This window comes from Flagellimonas amoyensis (genome assembly GCF_003058265.1).
GTDB classification, from domain to species: Bacteria; Bacteroidota; Bacteroidia; order Flavobacteriales; family Flavobacteriaceae; genus Flagellimonas; species Flagellimonas amoyensis.
The window spans coordinates 66,927-80,368 of the sequence record NZ_QBUK01000001.1 but is presented as its reverse complement, the minus strand read 5'-3'; the positions used below and the strand labels follow the sequence as shown (position 1 = coordinate 80,368).

Below are 13,442 nucleotides of genomic sequence, written 5' to 3'. Positions count from 1 at the left end.
CAGACATCAGATGATTGTAAATTGCTAATTGTTCATTGTAAATTGAAACATGTCCACAGATAGAATCAACGGAAGTTTATATACCAAAATTGAAAACAGGATCGCCACCATTGAGTTTGGCCATCCTGCCAGCAATTCCTTTGTTTCTGAGTTGTTGGAACGTTTGGCCAAGGAGTTTGACCAATTGGCCACGAACAATGAGGTAGCTGTTGTTGTCCTAAAGTCCGAAGGCGACCGTGCCTTTTGTGCCGGTGCTTCCTTTGATGAACTGGTGGCCATTTCCAATTTGGAAGAAGGCAAACAGTTTTTTAGTGGATTTGCCAACGTGATCAACGCCATGCGCAACTGTCCCAAACCCATCATCGGGCGGGTACAGGGAAAGACCGTTGGCGGAGGTGTCGGTCTGGCCGCGGCCTGCGATTATGTCCACGCCACTGTGGAGGCCGCCATCAAATTATCGGAGATTTCCATTGGGATCGGTCCTTTTGTGATCGCCCCTGCCGTGGAGCGCAAGATGGGCAAGGCCGCACTGGCGGAGCTCTCCCTCTATCCCACGGAGTGGAAAAATGCCTATTGGGCCAAGGAAAAGGGATTGTATGCCAAGGTCTATGACTCCATCCCCGAAATGGACAAGGAGTTGGACATCCATCTTCAAAAGTTGGCCACCTATACCCCTGAGGCGCTATCACAAATGAAAAAAGTGCTTTGGGAAGGTACAGAGCATTGGGACAAGCTCCTTTTGGAGCGAGCCGAAGCTTCCGGAAGATTGGCCCTGTCCCCAAACACGAAACAAGCACTGGAAAAGTTCAAAAAATAAATGTCGAAAAGATGAGAAGTATATTCCCCATTTTGGCCTTGGTCGTAGCCGTGATCTACGTGGTCAACAAAATGCGAAACAACAGGAAGTTCAAACGATAGATGAAGGATATTACCCTGCCCGAAGGCAAAAAAGTCTATTTCACCAGCGATAACCACCTTGGGGCACCCACCCGAAAGGACAGTCTGCCACGGGAAAAAAAGTTCGTGGCCTGGCTGGATTCCATCAAACACGATGCTCATGCCATTTTCTTGATGGGCGATCTGTTCGACTTTTGGTTTGAATACAGGACCGTAGTGCCCAAAGGTTTCACCCGCACCTTGGGAAAACTGGCCGAGCTTTCGGACATGGGCATTCAAATCACCTATTTTGTGGGCAACCATGATCTATGGATGAACGGCTATTTTGAGGAAGAACTCAACATTCCGGTGTACCACAAACCGCAACAGTTTTTGATCAACAACACTTCCTTTTTCATCGGTCATGGGGATGGCCTTGGACCACACGACAAAGGTTTCAAGCGGATGAAAAAGGTATTCACCAATCCCGTAGCCAAATGGTTCTTTAAATGGCTGCATCCGGATTGGGGGGTTCGTCTGGGACAGCACCTGTCCGTGAACAACAAGATCATTTCCGGGGAGGCCGACGCCAAATTCTTGGGAGAGGACAAGGAATGGCTCATCCTATATGCCAAGCGGAAGTTGGAACAACAGCATTACGATCATTTTATCTTCGGACACCGACACCTTCCGTTGGAGATCCAACTCAATGAAAAATCAACCTATACCAACCTCGGGGATTGGATTTCCTATTTTACCCATGCAGTTTTTGATGGAAAAAATTTGAGTTTGGAGAAACTGGAGGGTTAATCCTTTTCATGTTCATCAATATCCTTCTGAAGGTCCAGCCTTCTAAACGTAGGTGAAGCAATGGCCGTTGCACTTACGGTGAGCAAGGTCATACAACCCCCGAACACTACTGCCGTCACAGTTCCCATCAATTTCGCGGCCAGCCCACTTTCAAAAGCGCCCAACTCATTGGAAGAACCTACGAACATGGAATTTACCGAAGCCACCCTGCCACGCATGTTGTCCGGTGTTTTCAATTGCAAAATGGTCTGACGAATGATCATGGAAACCCCATCCACCGCTCCACTGAGAAACAGGGCGACCACCGATAGCCAGAACAGTTCGGAAAGTCCGAACACGATGATGCAGATACCGAATGCAAACACGGCCAGCAAAAGTTTTTTACCCGCATTCTTGTGCAGCGGAAACCTAGTGGACCCCAACATGGTTATGGATGCGCCCACTGCCGGCGCTGCCCTGAGAATACCGAATCCTTCGGAGCCCACATGCAAAATATCCTGTGCATACACGGGCAAAAGCGCCACGGCCCCACCAAAAAGTACCGCGATCATATCCAAGGTGAGTGCCCCAAATATCGCCTTGCTGCCAAAAACGAACTTGAGACCATCCTTCAAACTTTGAAAAACAGGCTCACCAATTTTGGGGTTCAAAATGGGTTTTTTAGGGATCTGGAGCAGGAAGATCAGAGCCATCAACGAGAAACCAAAAATGACGCACATGCTCCAGTGTACCCCTATCCAGCTAATGGAAAATCCTGCCAGAGCCGGACCCAAAACTGCCGCCAATTGCCAAGTGGAACTGCTCCATGTGGCCGCATTGGGATAAATTTTCTTGGGCACGATCAAGGCGATCAGCGAGAAAATCGTAGGACCTAAAAACGAACGGACAAAGCCGCCCAAAAATACCAGGGCATAAATGGAGTACAGGATGGTTTGGGAAGACCAAGAGTCTTCAAGCCCCGGCCAGCTCAACAGAAACAGTCCCAGGCTGATCACCGAAAATCCTGCAATGCAGGTAACCAATAGGTTCCGCTTTTCTTTTTGGTCTACAATATGTCCAGCAAAAAGGGCCATTCCAACGGCGGGAATCACCTCCATCAACCCAATGATTCCCAAGGACAAAGGGTCTTTGGTCAACGAATATACCTGCCACTCGATCACAATGAACTGCATGGACCAGGCAAACACCATGGCAAAACGAACCAATAAAAAAATGTTGAACTCCCTATATCGGAGTGCTGCGTAGGGATCCATAGATGTCTAGCGAATATCTCTTAGTTTCAGTTGAAGGCTCACCGTTCCGTTCCATTCATTTTCATCCAACGAAAATACGGCATCGAAAGGTTTTATCCGCTTGACCACTTCCATTTTGTTTCCCAAATTGAAGCCAATGGCCCCAATGGGGGTTGTGCCATTTTGATATAGGGCCGCCTTCAAGTGTTTTTCACCCTCTCCCACTCCCCGGGCATATCCAGAATCCTTGAGGCCTTCGGCCATAAAAACCGGGGTCATGTTGCCCGGACCAAAAGGCGCGAACTGTTTGAGGATGCGCATCAATTTTGGGGTGATCTCTTCCAGACCAATCTGGGCATCAATACTTATTTCAGGCTGCAAAAGGTCTGGGTCGATGGTCTCCCTGACCACTTTTTCAAATTGCTGTTTGAAGGTTTCATACTGTTCTTCCAAAAGGGTGAGTCCGGCAGCATACATGTGCCCTCCGAACTGTTCCAAACAATCCGAGCAGCCTTCCAGCGCATTGTAGATGTCAAATCCCTTTACCGAGCGGGCCGAGGCGGCCAATTTATCCCCACTTTTGGTGAAGACCAGTGTGGGCCGGTAATAGGTTTCGGTGAGCCGGGAGGCCACGATGCCTATGACGCCTTTGTGCCAGTTCTCCTTATAGACCACGGAGGTAAACCGTTCTTCTTCCTCATTTTCTCGGATCTGCACCAAAGCTTCTTCCGTGATTTCTTGGTCCAGTCCCCTTCGCTCCGTGTTGAACAGTTCAATTTCTGAAGCAAACTGCTGCGCCGTGGTAAAATCCGTCTCGGAGAGCAGTGTAACGGCATGTTGCCCATGCTTCATCCTGCCCGCCGCATTGATCCGTGGCGCTATGATAAACACCACATCGGTGATGGTGAGTTCCCGTTTCTTGGTCTGATCAATGAGGGCCTTGATCCCTATTCTTGGTGAGGAATTGATCACCTTCAACCCATAATGGGCAAGCACCCTGTTCTCTCCAGTGATCGGGACAATATCCGCCGCAATGGCCGTTGCCACCAAATCCAAATACGGGACCAGATCTTCGATGGTCCTTCCCTGTTTTGAGGCCAAAGCCTGGATCAATTTAAACCCAACCCCACAGCCGCAAAGCTCTTTGTACGGATAGCCACAATCTTCTTGTTTGGGATCTAGGATGGCGACTGCTTGGGGCAAAATGTCTCCTGGTCTGTGGTGGTCACAAACGATGATATCGATTCCTTTTTTCTTCGCGTAGGCTACTTTTTCCACTGCCTTTATTCCACAGTCCAAGGCAATGATCAAGGACACATCGTTGTCCTCGGCAAAATCGATTCCTTGGAAAGAAATGCCATACCCTTCAGCGTAGCGGTCGGGAATGTAGGTGGCCACGTTGGGGTAAAACTCCATCAAAAAGGAAGACATCAGGGCGACGGAAGTGGTGCCATCCACATCATAATCCCCATAGACCAAAATATTCTCTTCGTTTTCCATGCCCTGTTCAATCCGCGCCACGGCCTTTTCCATGTCCTTCATCAAAAAAGGGTCGTGCAGGTGGTCCAGTTCTGGCCGGAAGAATGCCTTGGCTTCGTCGTAATTGGAAATCCCCCTTTGCAATAGCAACTGGGCAATCAACTTTTCAACATTGAGTTCCGCAGAAAGCCGGTCGATATCCTCTTGGGTAGGTTTTGGTTTTAGGGTCCAGCGCATAATCTTGGTTTTAGGTGTTGTCAGTTCGAGTGTTTCGAGCTTGTCTCGAAATGTATCGAGAACCAACTATTGAAACTTCTTTTTGGCAAGATTGGGCAACGCATCATACTGACCGTTTATGAGGATTTCTTTTTGGCTTTTTCTTTTGTATAGTCAAATCAATATGTGTAAACTTAGCATAAAAAATCAATTCTATAGGTCTTCCTGAAAAGCCCAACCAGTTGAATTCTTGTCTCTAATGCGCCAGTTCTTTTCTCAAGATTAGGTTTTACACTTTGTAATATGTTCCATCAGAACATTTTAGAGTATAGGCAAAGAATAATTTAACGTGTTTGACACTTCTCGATACAATTCCGATTACATCAGAATCACTCGAAGTGACACAGTTACCGATGATGGAATATGGTCTTGATCTCCAATTCAGCAAATTTTCGGAACATTTCCATCACTCCACAGTATTTTTCCACAGAAAGGGCCACTGCTTTTTTTAGCTTTTCTTCATTCAGATTGGAACCGGTAAAGTGATATTCAATGGTAACGGCATCGTAATATTTGGGATGCTCTTCCGTAAGATTGGCTATGGTATCGATTTTGAAATCGTCCACTTCCAATTTCATTTTTTTGATCAGTGAGGCCACATCCAGTCCGGAACACCCTGCCAAAGCGGAAAGCATCAGTGCCTTGGGGCGCAGTCCTGCCCCAGACCCACCATCGTCCGGCCCTGCGTCTATTCGGACGGTATGTCCGGAGGGGTTATTACTTTCAAAGGCCATTTCGCCCAACCATTTGGTAGTGATATGATTTGTCATAAAGTCAATTTTTTGTTTCTTGTATAGTTCAAAAATACGATTTAAATGCCTCTCCCAATTATCAACTCGACCAAGTTGCTTATGACAGGGGCAAGCTTTCCAACACTCTGGCCTTTAAATTGGGCAGTACCTTTTCCTCAAACCACGGATTATTGCTCAACCAAAACCGGTTTCTGGGAGATGGATGGGGCAACACAAAATATTGGGGCAAATACGCTTTGTAGTTTTTGACGGTCTCCGTTAAATTCTTCCCTCTTTTATTCCCCAGATAATATTGCTGTGAATACTGCCCTATCAACAGTGTCAATTTCAAATTGGGCATATTCTCCAAAAGTGCTGCATGCCATTGGGGGGCACATTCGGGCCTTGGGGGCAAATCGCCTGTTTTTCCCTTTCCGGGATAACAAAACCCCATGGGCATTTGTGCAATTTTGGTCCCATCATAAAACTCTTCATCCGTAACACCCATCCATTTCCGCAATTGTTTGCCACTTTGATCGTCCCACGGGATGCCTGATTGGTGGACTTTCGTCCCTGGGGCATGCCCGATAATGAGGATCCTTGCTTTTGGGTTGGCCACCACGATGGGCCTTGGTCCCAAGGGCAAATGTTCCTTGCAATGTGTGCAGCTTCGAATTTGGGAAAGCAATTGTTCCATGGTTCTTTTAGGTCGAAAAACAGGGGTGCAACTAACAGGGTTATTTCTTCCCGCCCACGATGACCACAAATTCCCCTTTGGGGGCTTTTTGGGTGAAATGCTCCAAAACCTCGGAAAGGGTACCACGAACAGTCTCCTCGTAGAGTTTGGTGAGTTCACGCGATACCGAAACCGGTCTGTCCGCTCCAAAATAGTCCACAAACTGCGCCAATGTTTTCAACAATTTATGGGGAGATTCATAAAAGACCATGGTTCGGGTCTCTTCGGCCAGTTCTTGCAATTTGGTCTGACGACCTTTTTTTATGGGGAGAAATCCTTCGAACACAAAACGGTCGTTGGGTAGGCCACTGTTCACCAAGGCCGGTACAAAAGCGGTGGCTCCGGGCAGGCATTCCACCTCGATACCGTTTTCCACGCAGGCGCGCGTGAGCAAAAAACCAGGGTCTGAAATCGCAGGGGTGCCCGCATCAGAAATGAGTGCATAAACGGCCCCTCCCTTTAGTTTTTGCACAAGTGCCTCCACTTGTTTGTGCTCGTTGTGCATGTGGTGGCTCTGCAGGGGAGTCGCAATCTCAAAATGCTTTAGGAGCTTGCCACTGGTGCGGGTGTCCTCGGCCAAAACTACATCGACCTCTTTCAGCACCTTTATGGCGCGAAGCGTAATATCTTCAAGATTTCCTATTGGTGTCGGTACCAGATATAACTTTCCCATAAACCAAAGTTACGGTCTTCCTGTCAAAATGAAATTGGAAAATTGGGATTTAGGAGAACCTTCTTTCAATCAAGGTGATAAGACGGGTCTCATACTCTTCCTTGCCGTCCCAGTTGTTGTACTCTGGCTTCACCATATTGTTGATGAAAGCGATGGAGCGCTCCTCGGTATCAATGGTGTTGAGCTGTGACAAGACCCGGGTATAGTCTTCCATACTGTTGTTGAAAAGGTGCTTTACAAAGGCCAATTTGTCATTCAGCCCAATCTGAAAGTCCTTTCCCAATCTATCGTTCAACGATTTTGGAAGCACGGCCTGCCCTTGTTTGATCTCTTCTTTCAATGGCGCAAGGTTTTCCTTGTCGTTCTTCATGAAATCGGGCTTTGCCACAAACTCGGCAAATATTTGGTCCAAGGCGGTTTCGGTGGGCAGTTCGGATACAATGTCCTTGATGGTGTCCATTCCCGGCGTCATGATGTCCTCCTCATGTGGGTTGCTCTCCGGCACCGATGTGTTTCCGCTCATTACGGCACTGGCCACTTTTTCGAACCGAGAGGCCACTACGTTCTTCGAAACATCTACCTGTACATCGTTCAGCTTTTCCTCTATGAACTTGAGCACGGCCAATTTCTCATAGATGATCCTGGCCTTATCGTACAGCTCCACAAGCTCCACATCTTCCTTTGCTGTTATGATCTCCGTGGACAGTTTTATCAGTTCTTCCCTTAATTTCTTCATCATAGCTATACTCTTTACTATAAAAATAAGGCCATTTTGTAAAATCTACTGCTTACAAAAGGTTAAATTTCAACCCTCGATCGGGGGCACATTTTTTTAGTAGCTTTGTGCCTTGTCCCAATATAACGGAAAAACACAAAGTTTCGTTCAAAAATACGGTATGTTTCTCGAAAATACGGTCAACCCTAAAGAACAGTTTGGATGGATAGAGGTCATCTGCGGCTCCATGTTTTCGGGAAAGACCGAAGAACTCATCCGAAGGCTGAAACGGGCACAGTTTGCCAAACAGAAAGTGGAGATTTTCAAGCCCATTGTGGACACGCGTTACCATGAGGAAATGGTGGTCTCCCATGATGCCAACGAAATACGTTCCACACCCGTTCCCGCCGCGGCGAACATCCGCCTTTTGGCAGATGACTGTGATGTAGTGGGCATTGACGAGGCACAATTCTTTGATGATGAGATTGTTACTGTTTGCAATGACCTCGCTAACCTAGGTGTGCGCGTTGTGGTGGCAGGCCTGGACATGGACTTCAAGGGCAATCCCTTTGGCCCCATGCCCGCCTTGATGGCCACAGCGGAATACGTCACCAAGGTACATGCTGTCTGTACCCGGACCGGGAACCTCGCCAACTACAGTTTTCGGAAATCCAGCAACGACAAGCTCGTGCTCTTGGGGGAGACCGAGGAATACGAACCGTTGAGCAGGGCCGCTTTCTACAAGGCCATGTTGCGGGAAAAAATCAACCAAATGGACGTGGAATCCGAAGAAGTGGATACCAAAAAGAAAAATGCAGATGGACAAGGTAGGTGAGACCACTCTGGTGCTGGACCTATCCGCCATGGAGCACAATTATCGCTATTTACGGTCCAAAATAGCCCCCAACACTAAGTTTTTGGGCGTTGTAAAGGCATTTGCCTACGGAAGTGACATGGTCGCCATTGCCAAAAAACTGGAGATTCTTGGGGCCGATTATCTGGCCGTGGCCTACGTGAGCGAGGGCGTACTTCTCCGTAATGCAGGCATAAAAACCCCTATTCTCGTCCTTCATCCCTTGGCTTCCAATTTTGACGAAATGATAGATCGTTGTCTGGAGCCCAGTCTCTATTCCCAGAACATCCTGACCCAGTTTTTGGAGGCGGCCCGTGCCAAAAAACAAGTGGCCTACCCAGTGCATATCAAATTCAATACGGGGCTCAACCGGCTTGGGTTCAAGGAAAATGAGATCGCATTTATCGCAGAGCGGTTCAAGGCAAGCCTAGAAGCAAAGGTCGTCTCAGTTTTTTCCCATTTGGCCGCCTCGGAAGATTCCAGTGAACGTACTTTCAGTTTGGGCCAGATCGATACTTTTAAAAAACGGAGTGCCGCCTTGGCCCAAAAGTTGGGATATATCCCCATGCGGCACATGCTGAACACTTCCGGCATCATCAATTATTCCAATGAGGCCCAGTTCGAAATGGTCCGGAGCGGCATCGGACTTTATGGGTATGGGAACGATGCCCTGATCGACCCAAACCTAAGGCCTGTGGCCACACTAAAGACCATCATCTCCCAAATCCATGAGATAAGTGACGGGGAAACCGTGGGATACAACAGGGCGTTCCGAACGGAGGGCACCACAAAGACGGCAACATTGCCCATTGGCCATGCCGATGGTATCAGCAGACAGTACGGTAAGGGAAAAGCCTCAGTGCTCATCAATGGAAAAGAAGCTACGCTGATCGGCAATGTCTGCATGGACATGATCATGGTAGATGTGACCGGCGTGGACTGCAAGGAAGGGGACGAGGTCCTTGTTTTTGGACCGCAGCGATCGGCCGAAAATTTCGCATCGGGAGCGGGCACCATTTCCTACGAAATCCTCACCGCCATATCGCAACGGGTAAAAAGGGTCATCATCGACCGCTGATTTTTCTTCTTTTTGGTGAAATAAAACTCCTTTTTTGCTTAATTTGTTTCCTATTAACCAATACTACACTATAAAATGGGCTTTATAAAAGAATTTAAGGATTTTGCAATGAAAGGAAACCTGGTGGACATCGCCGTAGGTTTCGTCATGGGTGCCGCTTTCAACAAAGTGGTTTCCTCATTTACAGGGGGAATTGTTTCCCCTTTGGTGGGACTTTTGTTCAAATCAGATTTCAACGACCTCAAATATACGATCAAGGAAGGCACTGTGAACGATGCCGGAGAGGTCGTGGGGGATATCACGGTGCTCTATGGGGAATTCCTCACCAATGTCATCGACTTTTTGATCGTTGCCTTTGTGATGTTCATGATCGTAAAAGGCGTGAACCGTATGAAGAAAAAAGAGGAACCCGCTCCAGAAGCTCCAAAAGGCCCGACCCAGGAAGAGTTGTTGGCAGAGATTCGCGATTTGTTGAAGAAATAAGAATCGTACGTATCGAAATTATCGGTACGACCGCTATACCACAATAACCCTAAAACCATCAATCTGTTTCGCTGACAGGTTGGTGGTTTTTTTATTTATAACATTTTGTTATTTTTTGATTATTCATTGGAAAAAGTCTTGTTTAACTCGTTGACTGGACTACCTTTGCATCAAGAAATTATTTTATAAATGAAAGTAGCAGTTGTTGGAGCCACCGGAATGGTCGGCGAAGTCATGTTGAACGTACTGGAGGAACGCAACTTCCCCATCACCGAATTGTTATTGGTCGCCTCTGAGCGTTCCGTGGGCAAAAAGCTCAGCTATAAGAACGAGGAACATACCATAATAGGCTTGGCCGATGCTGTGGCCGCCCAACCTGATATTGCCATTTTTTCGGCAGGAGGCGACACATCACTGGAATGGGCCCCAAAATTTGCGGAGGTTGGTACCACTGTCATCGACAATTCATCCGCTTGGCGCATGGACCCTACCAAAAAATTGGTGGTTCCCGAAATCAATGCGGACACTTTGACCCCGGAGGACAAGATCATTGCCAATCCCAACTGTTCCACCATCCAATTGGTGATGGCACTGAACCCATTGCACAAAAAATACCAAATGAGGAGGGTAATCGTCTCCACCTACCAATCCGTTTCGGGTACCGGTGTGAAGGCTGTACAGCAAATGGAAAACGAGGCCTCCGGTATTGAGGGTGAAATGGCCTACCCATACCCCATCAACCGTAACGCGCTGCCCCATTGCGATGTGTTCTTGGATAACGGCTACACCAAGGAAGAGATGAAATTGGCCCGTGAGCCACAAAAAATATTGGACGACCGTACGTTTTCCGTTACCGCGACCGCAGTGCGTATCCCAACCGCTGGCGGACACTCAGAATCTGTCAACGTGGAGTTCCACAACGATTTTGACCTTACGGAGGTACGTAAACTCCTCAGTGAGACCCCTGGCGTAGTGGTGCAGGACAATCCGCAAACCAATTCCTACCCCATGCCGATGTTCGCCAATGGCAAGGATGAGGTGTTCGTGGGACGCATCCGAAGGGACGAGACCCAACCCAACACCTTGAACATGTGGATCGTTGCGGACAACCTAAGAAAAGGGGCTGCTACCAATGCCGTACAGATTGCGGAGTATTTGGTGGAGAACCATCTGGTTTCCAACGCCTCCAAGGTCGTTTCATAAAATACGTTAAAGCTTAGGCCCCAGCCAAGAGATTGTCGGTTTTTATGGTATTTTTATCAGAATCAATCTGAAAAAAAATGAAAAACGCAAGTCTTTTGGCTGTTGTCGTTCTATTTGCGGCCTGCCAAGAAACAACAAAAAGAGAACCTATTGTGGTGAACTATCCCACTACCAAAAAAGTCGATACCGTGACCAATTACTTCGGTACCGATGTACAAGACCCTTACCGTTGGCTGGAAGATGACCGAAGTGCAGAGACCGAGGCCTGGGTGAAACAACAAAATGCCGCCACTTTTGGGTATTTTGATCAAATTCCATTCCGGGAAGACCTCAAAAACCGTTTGGAAAAACTCTGGAACTATGAAAAAGTAGGTTCCCCGTTCAAGGAAGGTGACTACACCTATTATTACAAGAACGACGGACTGCAGAACCAATATGTGGTCTATCGGAAAAAGGGGGAGGGCAAAGAAGAGGTCTTTTTGGACCCCAATACCTTCTCCGAGGACGGCACCACTTCGTTGATGGGCCTTAGTTTCACCAAAGATGGTTCCTTGGCCGCCTATCTCATCTCCGAAGGAGGAAGTGATTGGAGGAAAGGAATCGTGATCAATGCCGAAACCAAGGAAATTGTGGAGGACACCTTGGTCGATATCAAGTTCAGTGGCATTTCGTGGAAGGGGAACGAAGGGTTCTTCTACTCGAGCTACGACAAGCCCGAAGGCAGCGAACTTTCTGCAAAAACGGATCAGCATAAACTCTACTATCATAAAGTGGGCACCCCACAATCCGAGGACAAGATCATTTTTGGTGGCACTCCGGAGGAAAAGCACCGCTATGTGGGTGGTTCTGTTTCCGAAGATCAAAAATACCTGTTCATTTCGGCCTCTATATCCACCTCGGGCAACAAATTGTTCCTTTTGGACCTGACCGACCCGAATGCAAAATTGGTCACTATTTTGGATGATACGGATTCCGACACCTATGTGATCGACAATGTGGGTTCCAAACTGTACTTGGTCACCGACAGGGACGCCCCCAATAGAAAAGTGGTCATGGTGGATGCCGCCAACCCGACCCCGGACCAATGGGAGGACTTGATCCCCGAGACCGAAAATGTGCTCACTCCGGGCACCGGCGGAGGTTATTTCTTTGCCGAATATATGGTGGATGCCATTTCCAAAGTAATGCAGTACGATTATGAAGGGAAACTGGTCCGCGAAGTAAAACTTCCTGGTGTGGGAAGTGCAGGTGGCTTTGGCGGCAAAAAAGAGGACAAGGAATTCTACTTCTCCTTCACCAACTACAATACCCCCGGATCTCTCTATAAGTACAATGTGGAAACTGGCGAATACCAACAATATTGGAAGCCCCAAATCGATTTCAACCCAGACGATTATGAGTCGAAGCAAGTGTTCTTCAACTCCAAGGACGGCACGAAAGTCCCCATGATCATCACGTACAAGAAAGGGTTGGAACTCAACGGTAAAAATCCCACCATGCTGTATGGTTATGGCGGGTTCAACATTAGCCTTACCCCTTCCTTCAGCATTGTGAATGCCGTTTGGATGGAACAGGGCGGAGTCTATGCCGTTCCCAATCTAAGGGGCGGGGGCGAATATGGGAAAAAATGGCACATAGCGGGTACCAAGCTCCAAAAACAGAACGTTTTTGACGATTTTATCGCCGCAGCCGAATATTTGATCGCGAACAACTACACCTCCAAGGAATACCTCGCCATCCGTGGCGGGTCCAACGGAGGGCTGTTGGTGGGTGCCACCATGACCCAGCGTCCGGATTTGATGCAAGTGGCCCTTCCCGCTGTGGGTGTAATGGACATGCTCCGCTACCACACCTTTACGGCCGGTGCAGGTTGGGCCTACGATTATGGCACCTCGGAAGACGATGCCGAAATGTTCAACTATTTGAAAGGCTATTCCCCCGTGCACAATGTGAAGCAAGGAACGGAATATCCCGCTACTTTGGTGACCACGGGCGATCATGATGACAGGGTAGTGCCCGCGCACAGCTTCAAATTTGCAGCGGAACTCCAGGAAAAACAGGCCGGGACCAACCCTACCTTGATCCGCATCGAGACCAATGCCGGCCACGGAGCGGGAACCCCTGTGAGCAAGACTATTGAACAGTATGCCGATATTTACGGGTTTACCTTCTTCAACATGGGGTATGATGAGCTCCCCAACCAAGCGGTGCTCAAGGAATTTAAGGATTAGAGAATTGATAAAGAGGCTGTCCAACATCATCATTCGGACAAAGAAATTGGACAGCCTCCATTTAAA

At 48.0% G+C, this 13,442-nt stretch carries 13 protein-coding genes; 7 read left to right on the top strand and 6 right to left on the bottom strand.

What is annotated here, in order from left to right:
* The first annotated feature begins 49 nt into the window (after positions 1 to 49).
* Both DB398_RS00270 and DB398_RS00265 read left to right on the top strand, forming a co-directional pair.
* On the top strand, positions 50 to 817 hold the full coding sequence (locus DB398_RS00270) for an enoyl-CoA hydratase/isomerase family protein (protein ID WP_108422406.1): 768 nt from the start codon (positions 50 to 52) through the stop codon (positions 815 to 817).
* A gap of 101 nt (positions 818 to 918) precedes the next feature.
* The gene (locus DB398_RS00265) at positions 919 to 1,686 is read left to right on the top strand and encodes a UDP-2,3-diacylglucosamine diphosphatase (RefSeq protein ID WP_108422405.1); all 768 of its coding nucleotides are present in this window, start codon (positions 919 to 921) and stop codon (positions 1,684 to 1,686) included.
* Here DB398_RS00265 and DB398_RS00260 read toward each other — a convergent pair.
* The 6 genes from DB398_RS00260 to DB398_RS00235 all read right to left on the bottom strand — a co-directional run bounded on the left by DB398_RS00260 (position 1,683) and on the right by DB398_RS00235 (position 7,552).
* Positions 1,683 to 2,939: an MFS transporter gene (locus DB398_RS00260; RefSeq protein ID WP_108422404.1), complete on the bottom strand. Its 1,257-nt coding sequence runs from the start codon at positions 2,937 to 2,939 to the stop codon at positions 1,683 to 1,685. The two genes, DB398_RS00265 and DB398_RS00260, sit on opposite strands and share 4 nt — an antisense overlap.
* 6 nt (positions 2,940 to 2,945) lie before the next feature.
* The gene (gene recJ, locus DB398_RS00255; protein ID WP_108422800.1) at positions 2,946 to 4,634 is read right to left on the bottom strand and encodes a single-stranded-DNA-specific exonuclease RecJ; all 1,689 of its coding nucleotides are present in this window, start codon (positions 4,632 to 4,634) and stop codon (positions 2,946 to 2,948) included.
* Positions 4,635 to 5,020: 386 nt separating this feature from the next.
* Positions 5,021 to 5,443 (bottom strand): OsmC family protein, encoded by a 423-nt coding sequence (locus DB398_RS00250; RefSeq protein ID WP_108422403.1) that lies wholly within the window; start codon positions 5,441 to 5,443, stop codon positions 5,021 to 5,023.
* 79 nt (positions 5,444 to 5,522) lie between these two features.
* A complete protein-coding gene (locus DB398_RS00245) occupies positions 5,523 to 6,101 on the bottom strand; it encodes a uracil-DNA glycosylase family protein (protein WP_108422402.1) in 579 nt (192 codons plus the stop codon).
* A gap of 40 nt (positions 6,102 to 6,141) precedes the next feature.
* Entirely contained in the window at positions 6,142 to 6,813 is a 672-nt protein-coding gene (rsmI, locus tag DB398_RS00240; protein WP_108422401.1) for a 16S rRNA (cytidine(1402)-2'-O)-methyltransferase, read from the bottom strand.
* Positions 6,814 to 6,862: 49 nt separating this feature from the next.
* Positions 6,863 to 7,552 (bottom strand): hypothetical protein, encoded by a 690-nt coding sequence (locus DB398_RS00235; RefSeq protein ID WP_108422400.1) that lies wholly within the window; start codon positions 7,550 to 7,552, stop codon positions 6,863 to 6,865.
* A 157-nt stretch (positions 7,553 to 7,709) separates the two neighbouring features.
* Between DB398_RS00235 and DB398_RS00230 the strand changes: the two genes are divergently transcribed.
* From DB398_RS00230 to DB398_RS00210, 5 genes are all read left to right on the top strand, one after another.
* On the top strand, positions 7,710 to 8,363 hold the full coding sequence (locus tag DB398_RS00230; RefSeq protein ID WP_108422798.1) for a thymidine kinase: 654 nt from the start codon (positions 7,710 to 7,712) through the stop codon (positions 8,361 to 8,363).
* Positions 8,347 to 9,459 carry an alanine racemase gene (gene alr, locus DB398_RS00225; protein WP_108422799.1) on the top strand — a complete coding sequence of 371 codons (1,113 nt, stop codon included), beginning with the start codon at positions 8,347 to 8,349 and terminating at the stop codon, positions 9,457 to 9,459. Before DB398_RS00230 ends, alr begins: the two co-directional genes overlap by 17 nt.
* A 75-nt stretch (positions 9,460 to 9,534) precedes the next feature.
* Entirely contained in the window at positions 9,535 to 9,942 is a 408-nt protein-coding gene (gene mscL, locus DB398_RS00220; protein ID WP_108422399.1) for a large-conductance mechanosensitive channel protein MscL, read from the top strand.
* Between the two features lie 189 nt (positions 9,943 to 10,131).
* Positions 10,132 to 11,145: an aspartate-semialdehyde dehydrogenase gene (locus tag DB398_RS00215; RefSeq protein WP_108422398.1), complete on the top strand. Its 1,014-nt coding sequence runs from the start codon at positions 10,132 to 10,134 to the stop codon at positions 11,143 to 11,145.
* Positions 11,146 to 11,222: 77 nt separating this feature from the next.
* On the top strand, positions 11,223 to 13,376 hold the full coding sequence (locus tag DB398_RS00210) for a prolyl oligopeptidase family serine peptidase (protein ID WP_108422397.1): 2,154 nt from the start codon (positions 11,223 to 11,225) through the stop codon (positions 13,374 to 13,376).
* The last annotated feature ends 66 nt before the right edge of the window (positions 13,377 to 13,442 follow it).

Coding starts and splice junctions, on each gene's coding strand:
- DB398_RS00210 (WP_108422397.1), top strand. CDS start 11,223: ATGAAAAACGCAAGTCTTTTGGCTGTTGTCGTTCTATTTGCGGCCTGC.
- DB398_RS00215 (WP_108422398.1), top strand. CDS start 10,132: ATGAAAGTAGCAGTTGTTGGAGCCACCGGAATGGTCGGCGAAGTCATG.
- DB398_RS00230 (WP_108422798.1), top strand. CDS start 7,710: ATGTTTCTCGAAAATACGGTCAACCCTAAAGAACAGTTTGGATGGATA.
- mscL (WP_108422399.1), top strand. CDS start 9,535: ATGGGCTTTATAAAAGAATTTAAGGATTTTGCAATGAAAGGAAACCTG.
- DB398_RS00245 (WP_108422402.1), bottom strand. CDS start 6,101: ATGGAACAATTGCTTTCCCAAATTCGAAGCTGCACACATTGCAAGGAA.
- DB398_RS00270 (WP_108422406.1), top strand. CDS start 50: ATGTCCACAGATAGAATCAACGGAAGTTTATATACCAAAATTGAAAAC.
- recJ (WP_108422800.1), bottom strand. CDS start 4,634: ATGCGCTGGACCCTAAAACCAAAACCTACCCAAGAGGATATCGACCGG.
- DB398_RS00250 (WP_108422403.1), bottom strand. CDS start 5,443: ATGACAAATCATATCACTACCAAATGGTTGGGCGAAATGGCCTTTGAA.
- alr (WP_108422799.1), top strand. CDS start 8,347: ATGGACAAGGTAGGTGAGACCACTCTGGTGCTGGACCTATCCGCCATG.
- DB398_RS00235 (WP_108422400.1), bottom strand. CDS start 7,552: ATGATGAAGAAATTAAGGGAAGAACTGATAAAACTGTCCACGGAGATC.
- DB398_RS00260 (WP_108422404.1), bottom strand. CDS start 2,939: ATGGATCCCTACGCAGCACTCCGATATAGGGAGTTCAACATTTTTTTA.
- rsmI (WP_108422401.1), bottom strand. CDS start 6,813: ATGGGAAAGTTATATCTGGTACCGACACCAATAGGAAATCTTGAAGAT.
- DB398_RS00265 (WP_108422405.1), top strand. CDS start 919: ATGAAGGATATTACCCTGCCCGAAGGCAAAAAAGTCTATTTCACCAGC.